Origin of the sequence: Microbacterium sp. 1S1, assembly GCF_008271365.1 — a bacterium.
GTDB lineage: Bacteria > Actinomycetota > Actinomycetes > Actinomycetales > Microbacteriaceae > Microbacterium.
In genome coordinates this window covers 1,843,048-1,864,488 of sequence record NZ_CP043430.1, presented here as the reverse complement: position 1 = coordinate 1,864,488, position 21,441 = coordinate 1,843,048, and the positions used below count along the sequence as shown (strand labels likewise).

At 71.6% G+C, this 21,441-nt stretch carries 20 protein-coding genes and 1 pseudogene; 10 read left to right on the top strand and 11 right to left on the bottom strand.

From position 1 onward, the window contains the following. Positions 1-60: 60 nt before the first annotated feature. The 7 genes from FY549_RS09050 to FY549_RS09020 all read right to left on the bottom strand — a co-directional run bounded on the left by FY549_RS09050 (position 61) and on the right by FY549_RS09020 (position 8,378). A complete protein-coding gene (locus FY549_RS09050; protein WP_149084740.1) occupies positions 61-735 on the bottom strand; it encodes an alpha/beta fold hydrolase in 675 nt (224 codons plus the stop codon). 34 nt (positions 736-769) lie between these two features. After that, positions 770-1,357, bottom strand: a complete 588-nt coding sequence (locus FY549_RS09045) for a TetR/AcrR family transcriptional regulator (RefSeq protein ID WP_149084739.1) — start codon at positions 1,355-1,357, stop codon at positions 770-772. A gap of 47 nt (positions 1,358-1,404) precedes the next feature. Then, positions 1,405-2,250, bottom strand: a complete 846-nt coding sequence (locus tag FY549_RS09040; RefSeq protein WP_149084738.1) for an ATP-binding cassette domain-containing protein — start codon at positions 2,248-2,250, stop codon at positions 1,405-1,407. Next, a complete protein-coding gene (locus tag FY549_RS09035; RefSeq protein WP_149084737.1) occupies positions 2,247-4,043 on the bottom strand; it encodes a dipeptide/oligopeptide/nickel ABC transporter permease/ATP-binding protein in 1,797 nt (598 codons plus the stop codon). The genes FY549_RS09040 and FY549_RS09035 overlap by 4 nt, the downstream gene beginning before the upstream one ends. Further along, positions 4,040-4,981: an ABC transporter permease gene (locus FY549_RS09030; protein WP_149084736.1), complete on the bottom strand. Its 942-nt coding sequence runs from the start codon at positions 4,979-4,981 to the stop codon at positions 4,040-4,042. The genes FY549_RS09035 and FY549_RS09030 overlap by 4 nt, the downstream gene beginning before the upstream one ends. A 73-nt stretch (positions 4,982-5,054) precedes the next feature. Continuing rightward, positions 5,055-6,581: an ABC transporter substrate-binding protein gene (locus FY549_RS09025; protein ID WP_200839061.1), complete on the bottom strand. Its 1,527-nt coding sequence runs from the start codon at positions 6,579-6,581 to the stop codon at positions 5,055-5,057. A gap of 834 nt (positions 6,582-7,415) precedes the next feature. Then, complete coding sequence (locus FY549_RS09020; RefSeq protein ID WP_149084735.1) at positions 7,416-8,378, bottom strand: aldo/keto reductase; 963 nt, start codon at positions 8,376-8,378, stop codon at positions 7,416-7,418. 100 nt (positions 8,379-8,478) lie between these two features. On the opposite strand from FY549_RS09020, the gene FY549_RS09015 reads away from it, so the two are divergent. From FY549_RS09015 to FY549_RS08990, 7 genes and pseudogenes are all read left to right on the top strand, one after another. Beyond that, positions 8,479-9,213 (top strand): SDR family NAD(P)-dependent oxidoreductase, encoded by a 735-nt coding sequence (locus FY549_RS09015; protein WP_149084734.1) that lies wholly within the window; start codon positions 8,479-8,481, stop codon positions 9,211-9,213. A gap of 102 nt (positions 9,214-9,315) precedes the next feature. Then, positions 9,316-10,416 (top strand): zinc-binding dehydrogenase, encoded by a 1,101-nt coding sequence (locus FY549_RS09010; protein ID WP_149084733.1) that lies wholly within the window; start codon positions 9,316-9,318, stop codon positions 10,414-10,416. Positions 10,417-10,425: 9 nt separating this feature from the next. After that, on the top strand, positions 10,426-11,385 hold the full coding sequence (locus FY549_RS09005) for an aldo/keto reductase (protein ID WP_149084732.1): 960 nt from the start codon (positions 10,426-10,428) through the stop codon (positions 11,383-11,385). A 24-nt stretch (positions 11,386-11,409) separates the two neighbouring features. Then, positions 11,410-11,838: pseudogene (locus tag FY549_RS16760) on the top strand (alpha/beta hydrolase); the annotation flags it as partial. A gap of 10 nt (positions 11,839-11,848) precedes the next feature. Further along, on the top strand, positions 11,849-12,382 hold the full coding sequence (locus tag FY549_RS16755; protein ID WP_262381154.1) for an alpha/beta hydrolase: 534 nt from the start codon (positions 11,849-11,851) through the stop codon (positions 12,380-12,382). Beyond that, on the top strand, positions 12,379-13,362 hold the full coding sequence (locus FY549_RS08995; protein ID WP_149084731.1) for an alpha/beta hydrolase: 984 nt from the start codon (positions 12,379-12,381) through the stop codon (positions 13,360-13,362). The genes FY549_RS16755 and FY549_RS08995 overlap by 4 nt, the downstream gene beginning before the upstream one ends. 29 nt (positions 13,363-13,391) lie before the next feature. Continuing rightward, a complete protein-coding gene (locus tag FY549_RS08990; RefSeq protein WP_149084730.1) occupies positions 13,392-14,570 on the top strand; it encodes a multidrug effflux MFS transporter in 1,179 nt (392 codons plus the stop codon). Between the two features lie 21 nt (positions 14,571-14,591). Here FY549_RS08990 and FY549_RS08985 read toward each other — a convergent pair whose 3' ends face one another. Further along, positions 14,592-15,122 (bottom strand): hypothetical protein, encoded by a 531-nt coding sequence (locus FY549_RS08985; RefSeq protein ID WP_149084729.1) that lies wholly within the window; start codon positions 15,120-15,122, stop codon positions 14,592-14,594. Positions 15,123-15,188: 66 nt separating this feature from the next. Between FY549_RS08985 and FY549_RS08980 the strand changes: the two genes are divergently transcribed. Together FY549_RS08980 and FY549_RS08975 are read left to right on the top strand one after the other, a co-directional pair. After that, a complete protein-coding gene (locus FY549_RS08980) occupies positions 15,189-15,773 on the top strand; it encodes a TetR/AcrR family transcriptional regulator (RefSeq protein ID WP_149084728.1) in 585 nt (194 codons plus the stop codon). 100 nt (positions 15,774-15,873) lie between these two features. After that, positions 15,874-17,865 (top strand): primary-amine oxidase, encoded by a 1,992-nt coding sequence (locus FY549_RS08975; RefSeq protein ID WP_187614839.1) that lies wholly within the window; start codon positions 15,874-15,876, stop codon positions 17,863-17,865. Positions 17,866-17,892: 27 nt separating this feature from the next. On the opposite strand, the gene FY549_RS08970 is transcribed toward FY549_RS08975, so the two are convergent. From FY549_RS08970 to FY549_RS08960, 3 genes are all read right to left on the bottom strand, one after another. After that, positions 17,893-18,555 (bottom strand): SDR family oxidoreductase, encoded by a 663-nt coding sequence (locus FY549_RS08970; protein ID WP_149084727.1) that lies wholly within the window; start codon positions 18,553-18,555, stop codon positions 17,893-17,895. Positions 18,556-18,654: 99 nt separating this feature from the next. Further along, positions 18,655-19,605 (bottom strand): N-acetylmuramic acid 6-phosphate etherase, encoded by a 951-nt coding sequence (murQ, locus tag FY549_RS08965; protein ID WP_262380894.1) that lies wholly within the window; start codon positions 19,603-19,605, stop codon positions 18,655-18,657. Then, positions 19,577-20,467, bottom strand: coding sequence for a BadF/BadG/BcrA/BcrD ATPase family protein (locus FY549_RS08960; RefSeq protein ID WP_149084726.1), 891 nt, complete (start codon positions 20,465-20,467; stop codon positions 19,577-19,579). Before FY549_RS08960 ends, murQ begins: the two co-directional genes overlap by 29 nt. A 102-nt stretch (positions 20,468-20,569) precedes the next feature. On the opposite strand from FY549_RS08960, the gene FY549_RS08955 reads away from it, so the two are divergent. Beyond that, positions 20,570-21,427: a MurR/RpiR family transcriptional regulator gene (locus tag FY549_RS08955; protein ID WP_149084725.1), complete on the top strand. Its 858-nt coding sequence runs from the start codon at positions 20,570-20,572 to the stop codon at positions 21,425-21,427. Positions 21,428-21,441: the final 14 nt, after the last annotated feature.

The following is a 21,441-nucleotide window of genomic DNA, read 5'->3' as shown; positions in this document are numbered from 1 at the left end:
CGGTTTGTCGACGAACGTTGGAAATAAAGGGCAGGAAGAGACCGGGCGGCGGCCACCGGATCAGCCCGCGAGGAAACCGCACACGGCGTCGCGGAACTCGGCGGTGTGCAGCGCCGCGAGGTGGTCCCCCGGGACACGCCGCACCCGGACGTCGGGCAGCCGCGCGGCGAGCTCGTCGATGCCCGCGGCCATCGGGTCGTCCTCGCCACCCAGGAGCAGCACCGGCATCGCCGGCGCGGCGACCTGGGGCGCGAACGGCTCTCGCGCGAGCCCCTCGATGAGGTCGAGCAGATCGTCCGCACGGTTGCCGGGCAGGCTCGCCATGTGCACGATCATCCCGGTCAGCGGATCGACGGGAGCCGGTCCGCCGGTGACCGCGGACCGTGCGGCGGCGAGATCGACGAGCGCGAAGGGCTCCCCCGCGCTGAGGCCACCGAGCACGAGACGCCGCACCGCGACGCGGGGGTGCCGAGCGAGGTCCCACGCGAGCCGGGCACCGAGCGAGTATCCGACGAGGTCGACCTCGTCCGGACCGATCTCGGCGGCGAGCGCGTCGAGCACCACGGAGGTCGGAACGGCGCCGAGGGCAGGGGCGTCGCCGTGCGCAGGCAGATCGAGGACGCGACGCGGGCGACCGCCGAGCACCGCCGCCCACTCGTTCTCCGGCCAGTCCTGCGTGCCGCGCGAGGCGAGGCCGTGCAGGAAGACCACGGGTCGTTCGGGGCGAAGGGTCATGACGGGCCGTCCTCTCGGGACCGGCCCCTCAGCCTCAGCGCAGCCGCTCGAGGAACCGGTCGATGTAGTTCTCGTAGTCGGCGATACGGTCGCCGTCCGGGTACATGAGGTTGATGACCGTCGCCCCGACCGCGGCGGAGATGTACTCGTCCGCCAGCGGCCCGTAGTCCTGGTCGCGGATCGACCCCTCGTCGCGGGCCGCCTCCATCCGTGCGATGAGCGAAGAGCGCCAGGAGGCGAGGTGTCCCCGATAGAGCTCCGCCAGCGACTCGTTCGCCATCGCGTACTCCCAGAGGGCCAGCAGCACCCGCCCTGCCGCGATCTGCTCCGAGTCGCGGGGCACCGTCGCCTGCAGGAAGCCGCGCAGCGCGTCGTCTGCCGCCACCGGCTCCTGCCCCGCGGCCTCCACACCCTCCGACATCTGCTGCAGGATCGTCTCGAAGGTCGCCGCGACGATGCTCTCCTTCCCGGGGAAGTAGTGCTTCAGCGCGCCGTTCGCGAAGCCGGCCTCCGCGGCGATGCTGCGCATGGTCGCCGCCTCGAACCCACCCTTCAGGATGATGCTCTTGGCCACCTCGACGATGTCCCGTCGCCGCTGGTCGTGGTCGATGATCTTCGGCATGGCGTCCTTCCGGCCGAGTCCGGGGTGTGGAGAGTTCCGGCCTGGAGCTACCGTACCGCCGCATCGGGCACCTCCCGCAGAGCCAGCCACTGGGCACGGCGCTCCCGTTGGGCCACGGGGTCGGCGACCGGCGACGCCAACCGGAGGCGCTCGGCGTACGGGTGACGCGGCGCGCGCGTGACCTGCTCGCCGTCGCCGATCTCGACGATCTCGCCCCGGTACATCACGGCGACCCGGTGGCAGACCCGCCGGACGACGCCGAGGTCGTGCGAGACGAACAGGTAGGCGACGCCGGTGTCGCGCTGCAACTCGATGAAGAGGTCGAGGACGGTCGCCTGCGTCGTGAGGTCGAGCGCGCTGACGGGCTCGTCGCACACGATCAGCCGGGGACCGCGGACCAGGGCACGGGCGATCGCGATGCGCTGCCGCTGCCCGCCCGAGAACTCGCTCGGGTACCGGTCCATGCTCGTCCCCGGCAGCCGCACGCGATCGAGCATCTCGCGCACGCGCTTCTCCGCGGCCTTCGCTCCGATCCCCGTCGTCAGCAGCGGTTCGGCGAGGATGTCGCCGATGGTCAGGGCCGGGTTGAGGGAGCCGTACGGATCCTGGAACACGACCTGCACATCGTCGGCAAGCGCCCGTCGCGCGCGACCACCGAGGCGGCCGATGTCGCGGCCGTCGAAGCGGATGCGCCCGGCGGTCACCGGGGCGAGGCCGAGGATGGCCTTGCCGAGCGTCGACTTGCCGGACCCGGACTCGCCGACGAGACCGAGGCACTCCCCGGGGGCGATGTCGAGGGAGACGCCGTGCAGCGCGCGGAAGGCGTGCCGGCCACGACCGTATTCGACCACGAGATCGTCGACCTGGAGCAGGGGGTTCGCCGAGGCGTTCACGCGGGGACCTCCGTCCGGTGGCTGTCGAGTGCGGCCCGCCCTTCGGCCCCGTCGAGCGAGGCGGCGATGAGTTCCCGCGTGTACTCCTGGGTCGGCGCGGTGAACAGGTCGTCCACGGCGCCCGACTCGACGATGTCGCCTCCGCGCATCACGATCACGCGGTCGCAGATGTCGGCGACGACGCCGAAGTTGTGCGTCACGATGAGCAGCGCCATCCCGTACTCGGCCTGCAACTCGCGCAGCAGTTCCAACACCTCGGCCTGAACGGTGACGTCGAGGGCGGTCGTCGGCTCATCCGCGACGAGGAGCGACGGACGCCCGGCGATCGCGCCGGCGATGAGCACGCGCTGCGCCATGCCACCGGACACCTGATGCGGGTAGCTGCGCATGACCCGCTCGGGGTCGGACAACCCGACCCGGAGGAGCACGTCGCGTGCCCGCTGCCGGGCCGCGTCCTTCCCGAGCCCGTGCGTCCGGCGCAGCGGTTCGATGAGCTGATGCCCGATCGTGTACGAGGGATCGAGATTGCTCATCGGCTCCTGCGGCACGTAGCCGATCGTGCGGCCGAGCAGCGCCTGGCGCTCCCTCCGCGTCGCGTGGGTCACCTCCGCGCCGCCGACCCAGATCGCGTCAGCGGTGGCCCGTCCGGTCGCGGGCAGCAGGTCGAGTACCGAGAAGACGGTCTGGGACTTCCCCGATCCGGACTCGCCGACGATCCCGACGACCTCCCCGGGCGCGACGTCCAGGGTCACGCCGTGCACGACCTCCGTCTCGCCGTTCGGAGTCGCGTGAGCGACACGCAGGTTCTCCACCCGGAGGGCGGACGCCGGGGCGTCATGACGGACGGAGCCGGTGGCGGCGGAGGTTTCGGCCTCGTCGGCCGCCTCGAGCACGCCCCGCCGACGTCGCCGCGCGGCACGGGGCGTGCGCACCTGGACCAGCTCGGCGAGCGTGGAGCCCATGATCGCGAGCACGGCGATCGTGAGCCCGAGGGCCGCGGAGGGCCACAGGAGCATGAGCGGATAGGTGAGCATGAGCCGGAAGCCCTCGAGCATCATCGCCCCCCAGCTCGGCACGTTCGAGTCGCCGATGCCGAGGAACTGGAGTCCGGCCTGCATGCCCATCGCGATGCCGGCCGTGAGCGCCGTCTGGATGATGACCGGCGGGTACACCGCCGGGATGACGTGGCGGAAGATGATCCGCGCGTCCGAGAGGCCGGAGACGCGGGCCGCATCGATGTAGGGCTCCTCGCGGACGGCGAGGGTCTGCGACCGCGCGATGCGGAAGTAGCCCGGGACCATGAACACACCGACCGTGACCATCAGGAGCTCGAAGTTGTTGCGGCTGCCGGCGGCGACCACGAGGAGGATGATCATCCCGGGGATCGACTGGAGCGCGTCGCTGATCCAGGTGGCGACACGGTCGAACGCCCCGCCGAAGTAGCCTGCGGCGACGCCGGACGGCACTCCGATGACGAGTGCGGTGACGATCGTGACGAGGGCACCCCACAGCGTCGTCCTGGTGCCGTAGATGAGGCGGCTGAGGATGTCGCGCCCGGTGGAATCGCCGCCGAGGAGGTGCTCCGGAGACGGCGGGGCCTTCGCCGCCGCGAGGTCGACGAGGTTCGGATCCATCGGGGCGAGAAGCGGTGCGAACACCCCGACGAGCACGATGAGGACGAAGATCGCGAGGGGGAGGTAGCCGCCGGGGTGACGGAGGAAGCGTCGGAACAGACTCGACCGGCGCTTCTGGGCGGCCCGGTCGAAGGCGACGCGGATGTCTGTCGTGGTCATGCGACGCGCACCTTCGGATTGATCCAGCCCAGCACGAGGTCGAGCAGGAGGTTGATAAGGACGACGAAGACGATGGAGACGACGGTGATCCCGAGCAGCATCGGGATGTCGCCGTTCTGCGACGACTGGTTCGTGAGCTGCCCCAGGCCGGGGAGGCTGAAGATCTGCTCCACCACGATCGCACCGGAGAGCAGGCCCACGAACATCAGGGCGATGACGGTGAGCGCGGCGGGCGACGCATTGCGGAGGATGTGGAGGTTCACGCGGGCGGCGGACAGCCCGCGGCTGCGGAGGGTACGCACCCAGTCCTGGCGGCTCTGGGCGATCACCGCGTTGCGCAGCTGTTCCGACACGGCGACGATGCCGCCCAGGGCGAGGGAGATCGCCGGGAGGGTGATCGAGCGCAGCCAGCCCTCGACGGACTGCGTCGGGGGCACGTACCCCACCGCCGGGAACCACTTGAGCTGCACGGCCAGCCACATGACGAGGACCAGACTCACCCAGAATCCGGGGAGGGCGAAGAGGACGACGGAGATCCCCTTGATGATCCGGTCGAACCAGGTGCCCGGACGGAGCCCGGTGATCATTCCGAACGCCACGCCGATGACGGCGGTGATGAGGGTCGCGAGGGTCACGACGGAGAGCGTGACGGGCACCTTGGTCGCGAGCTGGGCACCCACCGGCTGGAAGTTCCGCCACGAGACGCCGAAGTCGAGCAGGGCCGCGTGCGAGAACCAGTCCCAGAACTGGACGATCAGGGGGCGGTCGAGGCCGATCTTCGCCGCCAGCGCCTCCTGCTGCGCGGGGCTCGCCGTGGTTCCGAGAAGCGAGGCGGTCGGATCGCTGATCGCGAGGTGGGCGAGGAAGAACGTGCCGATCGAGACCGCGACGAGCAGCAGGATGCCGGACAGCACGCGCTTCGCCGTGAAGAGGAGCATGGGAGCCTCTCGAGAGTGAGGAGGAGGGGAAGGGGTGCCGGGGCGGCCGCGTGGCGACCGCCCCGGCGGGCATTCAGCCCTGCGTGATGTACCGCAGCGTCGGGAACATCATCCCCACGACGGGCTGCAGCTGGATGCCGGGCGCCGTGTAGTAGATGTTGTTCGCCTGGTACCAGACCGACCACCAGGCCTGGTCGACGAGGGCCTCGTTGAGCTCCTTGATCGCCGCGGTCTGCGCGTCGCCGCGCTCCGTCTGCACCTTCTCGACGAGCGGGGCGATGACCTCGTTCTGCGCGTAGTCGGGCTCCGGGTTGAACCACTGCACGCTCGTCAGCTGCCGGGAGACGGTGGCCACGTCGTTGCCGTCCATCGCGAGGAAGGAGATGAACATCGGGTAGTTCGGTGCGTTGAGCTGGTAGTCCGGCATCTGCATGTTGTCCCAGGTGACCGTGATGCCGAGCTCGTTCAGTGCCTGCTCGGCCGACGGCTTCCACATTTCGAAGATCGGGGACATCGGCATCGAGATGTCGAAACCGTCCGGGTAGCCGGCGTCGGCCAGCAGCTCCTTCGCCTTGTCCATGTTGAACGCATAGGCGTCGTTGAGCTCGGGGTCGTTGACATCGCCGCCGTCCGGGAAGACCTGGTTGGTGGCCACGCCGGCACCGCTGCCGACCGCCGCGAGGACGGCTGCACCGTCGAACGCGTAGTTCAGCGCCTGTCGCACTTCGAGCTTGCCGAGGGGCTCGCTCTTCGCGCCGGTGTGATCGGTGATGACGAGTCCGGCCCACCCTGAGACTCGCTGGGCGGTGTTCCACCCCTGCTGCTCGGCCTGGTCGAGGTTCGCCACGTCGCCGTACTGCACGTTGATCTGACCGCTGAGCATCGCGTTGTGGCGTGCCGTCGCGTCGGTGATCGGGTAGATCGCGAGCTCGGAGAACGGATAGGTCTCCGCGTCCCAGTGGTCCTCGGTCTTCGTGAAGTGGTATTCCGCACCGGCGACGCTCGTCTCGCCGTCGAGCACGTAGGGTCCGGAGCCGACGGGGTCGCTGCCGAGGGTCCCGGCCTCGATGGACGCCGGGGACATCACGTAGCTGCGGCCCAGCCCCATCAGGTAGAGGATCGTGTCGTCGCGCTGCGTGAGCGTGATGCGGACGGTGTCGTCGTCGACCTTCTCGAAGCCCTCGGCGTTGACGTAGGCCTCGCCGGACCGGGCGCCGGCCTTGAGGTACTCGAGGCTGGCGACGACGGCCTCCGCATCCACCGGAGTGCCGTCGCTGAACACGGCGTCGGTGCGGATGTCGAGATCGATGCTGAGGTCGTCCTCGGCCACGGTCCACTCCGTCGCGAGCGACGGGATCGGGGTCCCGTCGGCATCGAGGGCGATGAGGGCGTCGTAGACCGCGGAGAGGTAGGGGCCGTCGAAGCCGATGTCGGCCAGGGACGGGTCCCACGACGTGACATCGAGGAAGTTGCCGATGTTGAGGGCGTCAGGGCCTTCTGCGCCGCCCTCCGAGGGCGAGGGCGTTCCGCCGCCGCTGCAGCCGGCCAGCGCGAGGGTCGCGGCGACAGCGGCGGTCAGCGCGAGGGGCATTCGTTTCATGGTTCCTTCTCTCGGGTGCAGGGGGTGGTGAAGAAGGTTCGAAGAGCCGCTGACCGGAGACCCGGGACCGACGCCACTTCGATGTGTCGTGCTGGTTAGTCTACATGCGTGGAAAAAGAGCGCAAGCGCCTTTCTCCCCCCGCTCGCGAGGACCGATGCCTCAGCGCGCACGCACCTTGCTCCCCCGCGCACATCCCGTGCCTGCGCCCGTGCAGCTCCGCGCCCGTGCCGGCTCCCCGCTCCCGTGCCGGCTCCCGCTCCCGTGCCCGCGCGGGATCAATCCCGCACCCCTCCCCTTCCCGCGAGGTCCGTTTCTGATCCCGCACGGCGCCCGCTCCCCTCGCCGGGCTCAGAAACGACCCCTCGGCTACGCCTTCAAGGCACCGTTTCCATCCCGCACCGGAGTGACGGCGCGGACGGGCTACGTCGCTGGCCCCGGAGCACCGCCGACCCCGCCCGCCGGGATCAAGAACGCACCTCCCGCCCGGACTGGAGGAGCACTTCTGATCCGGGGCGCAGAAGAGCGGTTCGGTCGCACCGGAACGGCGCTCGGCGACGGGCACAGCCACCACCAGACGCGGGATCAGAATCGGCCACTCGCCCTCCCTACGCGGCGCGTTTTCGAATCGGCGCACAGAACGCCACGCCGTGCGGGATCAGAAACATGCCCGGGAGGCACCCTCGAGGTGCGGAACCTATCCCGCACGCGGAGTGGGACGCGGGAGCGGAGGACGCGGGATCACGAACGGGCCCGCGGAGTGCCCGCGAGGTGCGGAAGTGATCCCGCACGCGGAGTCGGCCGCGGCGGGGAATGCGACCACGGGGAGGCGGGAGTCACCAGGTGCCGTCGGGGCGAACGGACTGGTCGACGCGGCAGCCGACGAGGGCGGCGCGGACCTCGGCTCCACGGTGACGGGCGAGGGCGAGGGCGGCGTGGTTCTCCTCGAGCTGCGCGACCCGGGAGGCACCGAACAGCACGTTGGCCGTCGCGGGGTTCGTCAGACAGAAGGCGATACCGAGGGCCGCCGGGGTCACCCCGAACTCGCCGGCGACCCGAGCGACCTCGGGATACAGGGCGACGATCCGCTCACGGACACCTCCGACGTCGGCGCCGATCTTCCGCTCCGGCATCCGGCCCGTGGCGAGAATCCCGCCCTCGAACACGTCGGAGGCCTGCAGCGTGAGAGTCCCGTCGGCGAACAGCGGCCCGTACGCATCACCCTCCGCCATGGCCCGTCGAGCAATGCCGTACTTGAGCTGTGCGAACGAGGGGCCGATCAGCCCCTGAGCGTCCGCCTCGGCGAGCGCCGCCCCGGTGTCCGCGATCCGCCAGTTGTTGATCCCCCAGGAGTCGACGAGGCCGTCCGCGATGAGGGCGTTCACGTCGGCGACGAGCCGCGGCATGTCCGGGGCATGGCGGTAGTCCCCCACCACGAGGGTGTCGAACCGGTCGAGGCCGGCCCGGTCCAGTGACTCTTCGATCTGCGCGCGGAAGCCCTGGTTCGGCCAGTCCCAGAGCCAGAGCTTGCCGCACAGCACGACCTCGGCACGGTCCACACCGCTCTCCCGGAAGGCCTCGCCGAAAAGGATGTCCGTCCGGGAGTTCTCGGCGTGCGGTCCCATGTTGTAGTACGCGACGTCGAAGAACCCGGCGTCGAGCTCGACCGCCCGGTGGATGAGGCGCACGGCCTCGTCGAAGCGCATGCGATCCCAGGTGTTCCAGGAGCCGAGGGCGAGCGGCGGCACCGTCGCACCCCCCGGGGACAGCGGCTTGCGGGGGGAGGTCGCATCGGACATGAGGGCTCCTTCGCCGTCTCGGGACTCGGGGTTGTGTTTTTCTATGTTTGTAGAATATAACGGACTCACCCCGTCAGAGCACCCGTCAGTGAGGACGAACATGACCGCTTCCCCCCGTCGCATCCTGGTCACCGGAGGCGCCTCAGGACTCGGCCGCGGGATCGCGGCCGCCTTCCGCGCGGCGGGCGACGAGGTGTTCATCGGCGATGTCGACGACGCCGCTGCCGCGGCCGTCGCCGCCGAGATCGGCGCCACCGCCCTCTCTCTCGACATCGGCGACGAAGCATCGGTGCAGGCGGCGGCGGAACGGATCCGCGAGACCGGCGGGCTCGACGTCCTCGTCAACAACGCCGGCGTCGTCGCGGGCGGCGGGACGCTTCAGGAGGTCTCGGTGGACGCGGTCGACGCCGCCCTGCGGGTCAACGTCCGCGGCACGTTCCTCATGCTCCGGGTCTTCGGCGGCCTGCTCGCCACCGCCGGTCGCGGGGCCATCGTCAACATCTCCTCGATCGGCGCCCGGCAGCCCACCCCGGGCCTCGGGCACTACGAGGCCACGAAGGCCGCTGTCGACGCGCTTACCCGTACCGCCGCCGTCGAGCTCGCCGGCGTCGGTGTGCGGGTCAACGCCGTCGCCCCCGGCCCCGTGCTGACCCCGCTGACCGCCGGCTTCGCCTCGGACCCGGAGGCGAGGGCCGCCTGGGAGTCCCGCATCCCGCTCGGCACGATTGCCGAGGTCGACCAGGTCACGCCGCTCGTGCTGTTCCTCGCGAGCGAGGCCGCCAGTCACATCACCGGGGTCTCGGTCCCCGTCGACGGCGGCCAGCTCCTCGTCTGACCCCCCGCCCCCCGCCTCCGCGCGGGATCACTTCCGCTCCTTCCAGCCACTCGGGAGGACCGTTTCCCGTCCCGCCACCCGCCCCTGCGACTGGAGAAGCCCATGACCCTCCCCACCACCACCCGCGCGGCGGTGCTCACCGCGCACGGCGAGCCCCTCACCCTGCAGGACCTCCCGCTCCCCGACGAGATCGAACCGGGCGCCGCCCTCGTGCGCATCGCCTGTACGACGCTCTGCGGCACGGACATCGAGATCTGGGAGGGGAAGATGACGTTCCCCGGCATGCTGCCCATGGTCCTCGGTCACGAGATGGTCGGCGAGATCGTGGCGACCGGCCCCGACACCCGGGACGCCCTCGGCCGCTCCCTCTCCCCGGGCGACCGGATCGGCTGGTCGGAGTCCACCTGCGGCGAGTGCCACGGCTGCGTCGTGCTGCGCGAACCGGTCGCGTGCTCGCGCCGCGGCTACGGCTTCCTCCAGCGCGCCGACGTGCCGCCGTTCGCGACGGCCGGGCTCTCCGAGTACGCGTACGTGACCCCGGGTGCGGCGAAGCTCCTGCTGCCCGCGGCGGTCAAGGACACCTGGGCCTCGATGGCGGGCTGCGCCGCGAAGACCGTCCTCCGGGCGTTCGAGCGCGCGGGCCGCATCCGTCCCGGCTCCCGCGTGGTGGTGCAGGGCTCCGGAGCGCTGGGCATCTTCGCGACCGCGGTCGCGACCATCGCGGGCGCAGGGCAGGTCATCACCGTCGGCGCTCCCGCTGCCCGTCTGGAGCTCGCCGGGCGCTTCGGGGCCGACGCCGTCGTGGACTTCCGCGACGGCCCCGTCATCGACCAGGTGCTGGCGCTCACCGGGGGTGCGGGGGCGGATCATGTGTTCGACTTCGCCGGAGCCCCGAGCGTCGGTCCGGACGCCGTCGGAATGGCCGCCCAGCGCGGCACGGTGGCGATCGTCGGCTCGACCGGCCCGGCCGGAGACCCCTTCGCCCTCAGCACGATCATGGGCAAAGAGCTCACGGTGGTCGGCTCGCTCAACGGCGACATCTCGGACTACGCCCGCGCCGTCGAGTTCTTCACGGCGTTCGCCGACCGCTTCCCCTGGGACGACCTGTTCAGCGCACCGGTCGGACTCGCCGACGCCTCCGCGAAGATCGCCCACATGCACCACCTCGATGAGGTCAAGGCCGTCATCGACCCGAGCCTCTGAGGAGCACCCATGACCCGTTCCCTCCCCCTCCGTGAGATCGGCCGCAGCGGCCTGCAGGCGTCCCTGTTCTCCCTCGGCTCGTGGCACACCTACGACCGGATGGACTTCGCGGACGCGGTGGCTCTGCTGCGCGAGGCCACCGACCGCGGTGTGAACCTCTTCGACGTGGGCGTGTACTCCGCGCCCGACTCGCCGCCCGTGTTCACCGACGTGATCTTCTCGGCCATGGTGCGCGCGGCCGGCCTGCACCGAGACGAGTGGCTGCTGTCGTCGAAGCTGTGGCTCGAGGCCTTCGGAGCCGACGGTTTCCGCCCGCAACTCGAGAACGCCCTGATGCGGGTGGGCACCGAGCACGCCGACCTCGTCATCCTCGGCGACCTCCGCCGCGACGACCTCGAGCTGCGCGACCTCGTGCTCGACCTCGCCGCGCTCACGGAGGCCGGGCTCATCCGTGCCTGGGGCGTGAACAACTGGTCGGCCGAGAGCATCCAGGCCCTGATCGACCTCGCCGCCGCGGAGGGCGTGCCCGGTCCGCAGATCGCGCAGCTCAAGTACAGCGTCTCGCGGCGGTCGATTCCGGACGGCGCGCCCTTCGCGCGGCTCTGGGAGCAGGGCCTCACCCTCCAGGCCTCGGACTGCCTGGAGGGCGGCATCCTCGCCGGCAAGCTGAACGGCGACCGCCAGATCGGGCGGGACCCCGGCGGGATCCGGGAACGGATCATCGCCGACGTCCCCGCGTTCACGGCGGTCGCGGAGGACCTCGGCGTGACCCCTGCCCAGCTCGGCATCGCGTTCACCCTCACCCACCCCGCCCTGACGACGACCCTGTTCGGCGCCTCCAGCGTCGTGCAGCTGCGGGCGAACCTCGATGCGGTCGCGCTGGTCGACCGCATCGGGGCCGCCGAGCTGCGCCGTCTCGCCGAGCCCTTCTGGGCCGACCGCGGGGTCGTCGACCCCGAGGGCCCCTGACGCCGTCCCACCCGAGGGAGAACCATGACCATCCCCGTCCCCTTCGATCCCGACGTGCAGGCCGTGCTCGACGAGATCGCGAAGAACCCGCAGCCCGCCCTCACCCGCGAGACCCTGCCGCGCGACGGCGTCGACCGGATGTTCCCGGACAATGACGCCGTGATCGCCGGCCGGGACATCACCTGGGAGGATCGCGTCATCCCCGGCCCGCCCGGAGCGCCGGACATCGAGGTCACGATCTTCCGCCCCGCCGGTTCCGGGACGTCGACGCTCCCCGGCTTCGTGAACATCCATGGCGGCGGCATGATCGTCGGCCACCGCTCGTGGGAGACGGCTCGGGTGGTCGACATCGTCGCGGAGCACGGCGTCGTGGCCGTGAACGTCGAGTACCGCCTCGCGCCGGAGAACCCGTACCCCGCGGGCGTGGAGGACTGCTACGCCGCCTTCGTGTGGACGCACGCCCATGCCGCAGACCTCGGCATCGACCCCGCGCGCATCGTCGTGGGCGGGGGGCAGCGCGGGCGGGGGCCTCACCGCGGCCGTCGCCCTCCTGGCACGCGATCGGCGGGGCCCCGTGATGGCAGGGCAGCTGCTGCTGTGCCCCATGATCGACAACACCAACACCACGGTCGCCAGCCGTCAGTACGACGGCATCGGAACCTGGCAGCGCGACATGAACCTCCTCGCCTGGTCGTGCGTCCTCGGCGACGACCTCGCCTTCAGCGCCGAGGCCCCTGCCTACGCCGCTCCGAGCCGCGCGACGGACGTCTCCGGCCTCCCGCCGGCCTACATCGAGGTCGGCGCGGCGGAGATGTTCCGCGACGAGGACACCGCCTACGCCCTGCGACTCTGGGAGACGGGCGGGCAGGCCGAGCTGCATGTCTGGGGCGGTGGCGCCCACGGCTTCGACATGTACATGCCGGAGGCCCAGATCACCCGTGCCGCTCTGGCCGCGCGGGCCTCGTGGCTCCGCCGCGTCTGGCGGGCCGCCGCATGAGCGCGCTCGAGCCGGTGCCCTACGACCCGGAGCTCGTGGCGGGGCTGGACGCCTTCGTCGACCTCGTCGAGATCATCCCGCTCCGCGCCGACACCATCCACGCCAATCGCGAGCACTTCGCCACGATCATCCCGCCGATGGCGGTGCAGGCGGAGGGTCGAGCCGTCCTGTGGGAGGACCGGGTGATCCCCGGTCCGGTCGGCGCGCCGGACATCGAGATCACGATCGTGCGCCCGGCGCAGGCCGCAGCAGCACCGGCCCCGGCGGTGCTCTCGATCCACGGCGGCGGCATGGTGCTCGGCACCCGCTTCTTCGGCACCGGCGAGCTCATCGACCTCGCCGAGCGACACGGCGTGGTCGGCGTCGCGGTCGAGTACCGCCTCGCCCCCGAACACCCCGGACCGGCGCAAGCGGAGGACTGCTATGCCGCGCTGGAGTGGATGGTCGCCCACGCGGAGGAGCTCGGGATCGACACCGGCCGTGTCATCGCCTCCGGACAGAGCGCCGGCGGCGGACTCTCGGCAGCGGTCGCCCTGCTCTCCCGTGACCGCGGCGGACCGCATCTGGCCGGACAGCTTCTCGGCTGCCCGATGCTCGACGACCGCAACGAGACCCCGTCGAGCCGCCAGTACGACGGCTTCGGCGCCTGGGACCGGAACAACAACGACACGGCGTGGGACGCGATCGCCGGGGCCGACCGGTTCACCGACCACGTCTCGCCGTATGCGGCGCCCGCGCGGGCGGCGGACCTGTCGGGACTCGCGCCGGCGTTCATCGAGGTGGGAGCGGCGGAGACCTTCCGCGACGAGGCCGTCGACTATGCGCTGCGGATCTGGGCCACCGGCGGGCAGGCGGAGCTGCATGTCTGGGCCGGCGGTTACCACGGCTTCGCCGGGTTCTCCCCCGACGCCGAGGTCTCCCGCGCTGCCGTGGCCGCGCGGGAGAGCTGGCTGCGCCGTGTCCTGCGCCTGGCGGGATGAATGCGCCGGCGCGGGGGGAGCCCGCGCGCATGGGGACACTCCGGGCGATGTTGGTGCTCGGCATGCTGGAGGCGTTCGGGCCCCTGTCGATGGACCTGTATCTCCCGCAGCTGCCCCAGCTCGCCGCATCGCTCGGCACGACCGAGGCTCTCGCGCAGGTGACGATGTCGGCGTGCATGATCGGTCTCGGCCTGGGACAGCTCGTGGCGGGGCCGCTCAGCGACCGGCTGGGCAGGCGCCTGCCGCTGCTGATCGGCGTCGCGGCGTTCACGGTGCTCTCCGCGGCGTGTGCCGTCGCCCCGACCATCGAGCTGCTGCTCCTCGCGCGATTCCTGCAGGGGCTCGCGGGGTCGGCGGGCATCGTGATCTGTCTGGCGATCGCCCGCGACCAGTTCGAGGGCGTCGAACTCTCGCGAATGCTCTCGCTCCTGTTCCTCGTCTCGGGAACCGCGCCGATCATCGCCCCTGTCGTGGGCGGACAGCTCGCCAGGGTCATGGACTGGCGCGGGATCTTCGGTGTGCTGGCCGGGATCGGAGTCGCCCTGCTGCTCGTCGTCATCTTCTTCCTGCCGGAGACTTTGCGCCCGGAGGCGCGACACGGCGGAGGCATGGGGGTACTGCGGACGCATGCAGGCGCGGTGCTGGGCGACCGGCTCTTCGCCGCTGTCTTGTGCGCCTCCGCCGGCGCGGGCGTCGCGTTCTTCACCTATCTGTCGATGTCGTCGTTCGTTCTCCAGGATGACTTCGACCTCAGCCCGCAGAGCTTCAGTCTCGCTTTCGCCACCGGCGCCCTCGCGAGCATCGTCGGAAGTCAGTCGAGCCGCTTGGTCGTGCGCCGCTTCGGCCCGCTCCGCGTCTACCTGGGCGGCGTCACGGCGACGCTCGTCGCGAGCACGACGTTCCTCGTGTTGGCGGTGGCCGGGACCGGCGTGGGCGGCGTCGTGGCGGCGCTCGTCGGCTTCATGCTGTGCGCAGGCCTCGGCGGCCCGAACGGGCAGACGCTCGCCCTCGCACATCACGGTGCCAGAGCCGGGACGGCATCGGCCCTGCTCGGTATGTCGTCGTTCCTGTTCGGCCCGGTGCTCGCCCCGGTGGCCGCCGGGATCGGAGGCACGAACGCCGTCACGATGGCGGTCACCATGGCCCTGGCCGCCGCCGTCGCGGCGGTCGCCGCCTGGGCCTTCGTCCGTCCCGCCGCACGGGACTGAGGACGGGGACCGCCGCGGCGATCAGCCCGCGACGCTCATCGCGAGGACCCCGATCGCCATCGCCCAGGATTCCACCGCCAGCGGCCGGGCCGCGCGGCCGAGGTGCGCCGCCGGCCGCAGGGTCGTGACGACCGTCCAGGCGACGATGCCGAGGGTGCCGAGGAGCACCAGCGCGCCGAGCGCTCCCGCGAAGCCGTGCCCCGCGTGCCCCGCGGGCGCCGAACCAGGACCGGTCGATCCCCCGGCACCGTGGATGGCGCACAGCGCCATCACGAGCGATCCGAGCGCGCGGTGGCAGCAGGTGGCCGCAGACGCCGCTCCGCGGACGCCCATCGTGCCGATCATGCCGGACACGAGCAGCAGGGCCCCGACCAGCAGGGCACCCAGCGGTCCCGTCCTGCCCGTCGCCACCACCAGCATCCCCACCGCCATCGCCACCGCGGCCTGCCGCCCCTGCCACGGCACAGCGCGCCGCGCAGCAAGGCACGCGCCGGCCGACACGAGTGCCGCCGCCGCCATCAGCCACGGCGCTGTCGGGAGCAGAAGGTCCACGGCCGAAGTATATTGATCGATCGCTCAAAAAAGCGAGACCCCTCCGCGATGCGACACAATGAGCACGTGCCCCGCATCGTCGACCATGACGAGCGCCGTCGGCAGATCGCCGAGGCGCTGCTCGTCGTCGCCGCCAGGGACGGCCACGAGAGCGTGTCGTCGCGGGCGGTCGCCAAGGAGCTCGGCGTCGCCACCGGTGCCCTCTGGCACTACTTCGACGGTTTCGACGACGTCGTCCGCGCCGCGGCGGCCGAGGTCACCCGCCGCACTGGCGAGCGCATCGCCGCAGCGACGGACGGACTCCGCGGCCTCGCCCGCCTGCGCGCCCTGATGGGCGAGGTGCTCCCCGTCGACGAGGGCACCCGCACCGAGGCGCACGTCGTCGTCGGCTTCTGGGGCCGCCTGGCCACTCTCGCCCCGACCCCGGACGCCGGGGCACCGACCCTTGCAACCTGGCAGGGCAGCATTCGGGAGGCCCTGGACGAGGCGGTGGCCGACGGGGAGTTGCACCCCGAGACCCCCACCCGCGATCTTCTGGCCCTCCTGCGGTCCATCACATACGGCCAGCAGGTCGTCGAGGTCACCGAACCGCAGACCCCGGCCAGGCACTTCGCGGTGCTCGACAGCATCCTCGCCCCCTGGCGTCGCTGACCTCGGCTCCCCACGGGCTCGACGGTTGTGCCCCCGCGCGCGCCGTCGTATCATCGTGCCAACCCGTTTATTGAGCGTTCGCTCGAAAATAGTGAGGTCGATGATGTCCGCGCACTCCCCCCAGCCCGTCTCCCTCGAGCCGATCGCCGTCCCGCACCCGCTCGACCCGCTCACCGGCGCCGAGATCGCGGCCGCCCGCGCGGTGCTCGACGCCGCGGGCCTGCTCACGGCGACCACCCGCGTGCCGATGCTGCTTCCCGACGAGGCGACGAAGGAGGAGCTCGCCGCCTGGCGCCCCGGCTCCCCCATCGATCGCCGCGTCGACGTGACGCTCCTCGACACCGCGACCGGCACCGCGACCGAGGCGATCGTCTCGATCACCCGCGGCGAGGTCGTGCACCAGGAGCGGGTCCCGAACGACGCCCCGCCGTACGGCCAGCCCCAGTACCTCTTCGAGGAGTACGAGCGGGCGGAGGCCATCGCCAAGGCGTCCCCCGACTGGCAGGCTGCCATGCAGCGTCGAGGACTGGAGGACCACATGGCCCTCGCCTTCTGCTCTCCCCTGGCGCCGGGGTACACCGGGCGAGCCGACGAGGTCGGTCGCCGTGTGATCCGCTCCCTCACCTTCCTCCGGTACGACGAGCAGGATTCGCCGTGGGCACACCCCGTCGAGGGGCTGATCGTGCACATCGACCTGACGACGAACAGCGTGATCCGCGTCGAGGACGAGGGCGACGTGCCGGTCCCCGCCGGGCACGGCAACTACTACCCGGAGGTGCAGGGCGCGGCGCGGACGACGCTGAAGCCCATCGAGATCACCCAGCCGGAGGGGCCGAGCTTCGCCGTGTCCGGATCGCTCGTCGAGTGGGAGGGCTGGTCGATGCGCGTGGGCTTCAACGCCCGCGAGGGCCTGGTGCTTCACGACGTGTCGTTCCAGGGGCGCTCCGTGCTGCACCGGGCGAGCGTGCCCGAGATGGTCGTGCCGTACGGCGACACCGCTCCCGGGCGCTTCTGGATCAGCTACTTCGACGCGGGCGAGTACCTCCTCGGCAAGAACGCCAACCACCTGGAGCTCGGCTGCGACTGTCTCGGCGTGATCCGGTATCTCGACGGCTACGTCGCCGACGACCACGGCCACCCGGTGCGCATCCCGAACGTGATCTGCATGCACGAGGAGGACTTCGGCATCCTCTGGAAGCACACCGACCTCTCCGGACGCTCCGACGTGCGGCGGTCGCGGCGCTTCGTGGTGTCGTACTTCTCCACGATCGGCAACTACGACTACGGCTTCTACTGGAACTTCGGCCTGGACGGCTCGATCGAGGTCGTCGCCAAGGCCACGGGCATCGTGTTCGCCGGCGCCGGGGAGCCCGGCATCCGCCAGAAGCATGCCACCGAGCTCGCCCCCGGCGTCTTCGCCCCGGTCCACCAGCATCTGTTCTGCGCCCGACTCGACGTCGCGATCGACGGCCAGGACAACCGTCTCGTGGAGGTCGACGCGCAGCGCGTGCCGATGGGGCCGGACAACCCGTTCGGCAACGCCTTCACCTGGTCGGAGACGGTGCTGGAGACCGAGCACGCCGCACGGCGCGAGGCCGACTCCTCCGCCGCCCGAGTGTGGGAGGTGCAGAGCGCCTCACGGACGAACCACGTCGGCCGCCCCACCGCCTACCACCTCGTGCCGGAGCCCACCGCCCTGCTGATGGCCGACCCGGCCTCCTCCGTCGCCGCGCGCGCCACCTTCGCCACCAAGCACCTCTGGGCGACGCGGTACGAACACGGCCAGCTCTGGCCCGCGGGACGCTACCCCAACGCGCACCAGGGGGGCGGCGGTCTCCCGGAGTACACCGAAGGCGACCGCCGGATAGACGGCGAGGACATCGTGCTGTGGCACACCTTCGGGCTCACCCACTTCCCGCGCCCGGAGGACTGGCCGATCATGCCTGTGGACTACGCCGGCTTCTGGTTCAAGCCCTACGGATTCCTCGACCAGAACCCGGCGATGGACGTGCCGGAGTCCTCCCAGGCGCACGGCGGCGCGACGACGACGGCCTGCTGCGGCGGCGGCGCCTCCTGCGCCTGCGGCCACTGACAGCGCACCGGGCCCTCCGCGGAGCGATCAGTAGCGCGCGGAGAAGGCCCCGTCCGCCTGGAGGAGCTGCCCCGAGATCCAGCGTCCCTCGTCCGAGACGAGGAACGAGACGACGGCGGCGATGTCGCTCGGGGTGCCGAGTCGCCCGAGCGGCGTCATCCCGGCGAGGCCGGCGCGCGTCTCGTCGTCCATCCATCCGGTGTCGATGGGTCCGGGGTTCAGGACGTTGGCGGAGATGCCGCGCGGACCGAGCTCGCGCGCGGCGGAGATGACCAGCCGGTCCAGCGCGCCCTTGGACGCCCCGTACGGCAGGTTCCCGGTGACGTGATCGCTCGTCAGGGCCACGATGGCGCCTCCTTCTTCGGCCTGCCGGGCGAAGGCCGCGATGAGGAGAAGGCTCGCCCGCGCATTCACGGCGACGTGCCGGTCGAAGCTCTCCGCCGTGGTGTCGAGCACGCCGGACTCCACGTCGTGCGCGTGGCTGAGGATGAGCGCGGAGAGGGGGCCGTGCGCCTCCACGACCTCGGCGATCAGGCGCTCCGGGCCGTCCGCTGTGGAGAGGTCGGCAGGGTGGTCGGCGTCGTCGAGGTCGCTGGTGACGACGGTCCAGCCGTCGACACGGAGCCGCGGCACGATGCCGGCGGCGATGCTGTTCGCGCGCGCGGCGCCGGTGACGAGAGCGAGGGGCATACCCTCACGCTAGCGGGCACACCGGATCGGGTGCGGAAAGGGCCCCCGATCGCTCCCGCCCGGAGCGTTTCGCATCTTCGGTCGCGGGAGGAGACCGACTCAGGTGAGGGCGGAGATGGCGTCGCGGAGGATGCCGTCGGCGGCGCCCAGCGCCGCCGTCGCCGTCTCGGCGGAGGCACCGGTCGCGAGCAGGAGCAGGGCGAGCTTCACGGAGCCGTCCGCGGCCCGCAGGGCTTCGGCCGCCGCGTCGACGTCCACCCCCGCGAGTTGCGACACCGTACGGATCGAGCGGGCGTGCAGCTTCTCGTTCGTCGCGAGAAGATCGACCATCACCCCGCGGTACGTCTTGCCCAGCTTGATCATCGAGAGCGTGGTCAGCATGTTGACGACGAGCTTCTGCGCCGTGCCGGACTTCAGTCGCGTCGACCCCGAGATGAACTCCGGCCCTGTGACCACCTCGATCGCGATCTCGGCCTCCGCCCCGATCGCCGACCCCGCGTTCGACGCGATCGCCACGGTGAGGGCGCCGACGCCGCGGGCGTACCGCAGACCGCCGACGACGTAGGGCGTGCGCCCGGACGCCGAGATGCCGACGACGGTATCCCGTTCGGTGAGCTCCAGCTCGCGCAGCGCCGTGGCCGCGGCCTCGTCGTCGTCCTCCGCGTTCTCCACCGCCGAACGGATCGCCGTCTCGCCGCCCGCGATGAGTCCCACGACCATCGACGGGTCGGTGCCGAACGTGGGCGGGCATTCGCTCGCATCGAGGACGCCGATGCGCCCTGCCGTTCCCGCGCCGAGGTAGATGAGGCGGCCCCCGCGACGGAACCGCGCGGTGATGCCGTCCACTGCCGCGGCGATCTCCGCCGTCCGCCCCGCCACGGCCTCGGGCACGCGACGATCCTCGGCGTTCATGCGCTGCACGAGCTCGGTCGTGCTGAGCAGATCGAGATCTCCCCGCTCGGTCGTCGAGGCCTCGGTGTCGAGACTCGAGAGTTCGGCGAGGAGGGTGGTGAGGCGGGCGTCATTCGGCACGGTGCACGGACCTTTCATGGGGGAGATCGAAGCGGCGGGTCAACAGCAGCGCGCCGTCCATGGCGTCGCCCTCCGGGGGGACGACCCGGCGCCCGCGCCCCTCGAGGGCGCGGGTGAGCGCGGCGCGGAAACCGTCGTGTTCGGTGAGGCCGCCGTGGAGCGCGACGTCGGCGGTCGCCCCGGAGGCCGCGGCCGCGGTCGCCGCGAGGAGACGGACGGCCTCCTCGACGATCGCGACGGCGACGTCGTCGCCGTCGTCGGCGGCCGCGAGCACGAGAGGCGCGAGGGTCGCGAGGCGGCGGGCGAGCGGACCGTCGGCGGCGAGCCAGGCCTGCACGGTGCCGGGAGCTCCGACGGGCCCGGCGACCGCGCGGGTGAGAGCCGTCGGTCGAGCGAGACCGTCGTGGGCGCGGAGCACAGCGCGGAGGGCTTCGCGACCGAGCCAGGAACCGCTGCCGAAGTCGCCGAGTTCCGGTCCCCAGCCGTCGACGAGACGGGCGCCGTTGTCGTCGACGCCGAGCGCCACGGCTCCCGTGCCGGCGATGAGCAGGACGCCCGCTCCGCCGCCGAGGGCTCCGGCATGGGCGGTGACGACGTCCGAGGCGACCGCCACGCGGGCGCCCGTCCGCGCCGCGAGCGCCGTCGCCAGCGCCGACGCGGCCTCCGGAGCGAACCATGCTCCCGCCGCGCCCACTCCGAGCGTGCCGATGCCCTCGACACCGGCGAGCAGCGGCAGGATCGCGGCGAGCGCCGCGTCCACACCGCCCGCCGCAGCGAGTCCTGGCGCTCCGATGCCGGCGCGCTCCTCGGCGGTCGACCCGTGCACGACGAGGCGGCAGCGGGACTTACCGAGATCGACCGTGACGGTCGTCGCGCTCATCGGGGCTCCTCGGATCGGCGATCAGGAAGAAAAGCAGCTACACAACACGTAGACTTGCTGAAAAGAATTTACCACCCTGTCCCGCCGTCCCCGGAGGATCGCGTGAGCATCCAGTCGACGATCGAAGCCGCCGCGGCGACTCTGCCCCCGTCGCTCGCGCGCGTGGCGACCACCGTCAGGGAGAATCCGAGCCTCGTTGTCGACAGCACCATCAGCGAGCTGGCGACCGAGTGCCACACGTCGGTCGCGTCCGTCGTCCGGTTCTGTCGCGCGATCGGCTTCAGCGGGTACGCCCCGCTGCGCATGGCCCTGGCCACGGAGCTCGGCAAGGAGGCGGCGCAGTTCTCCGCTCGCGGCGCCTTCGGCTCGGAGATCTCGGACGAGGACACGCTCGAGGAAGCAGTGTCCAAACTCGCCGGTCTGGAGCTCCTCGCGATCGAGGAGACGGTCGGGAACCTCGACTTCGCCGTGCTGTCCGCCACCGTCGCGGCGATCGACCGGGCCGACCGCATCCTCCTCTACGGCATCGGCGCGAGCCAGTTCGTCGCCGAGGACCTGGCGCACAAACTCCTCCGCGTCGGCCGCAACGCCCATGTTCTCGCCGATCCGCACGAGGCGATCGCCGCCGCGGTGCTCCCCGTCGGCACGACCGTCGCGATCGGCTTCTCGCACGCCGGGTCCACGATCGAGACCGTGCGCTTCCTCGAAGCCGCCGGAGCGACCGGAGCCACGACCGTCGCGGTCACATCCGCGAAGGACTCCCCGCTCGCCCAGGTCGCCGACCACGCTCTGTTCACGGAGGTGCGCGAGTCGGCGTTCCGCGCCGGCGCGATGGTGAGCAGGATCGCGCAGCTCGCCCTCGTCGACTGCCTGTTCATCGGGGTCGCCAAGCAGCGATACGCCGAGACGGTCGACGCGCTGCAGCGCACCCGCCAGGCGACGCACCTCCTGCGCGACTGAGGCCCGCGGGGTCG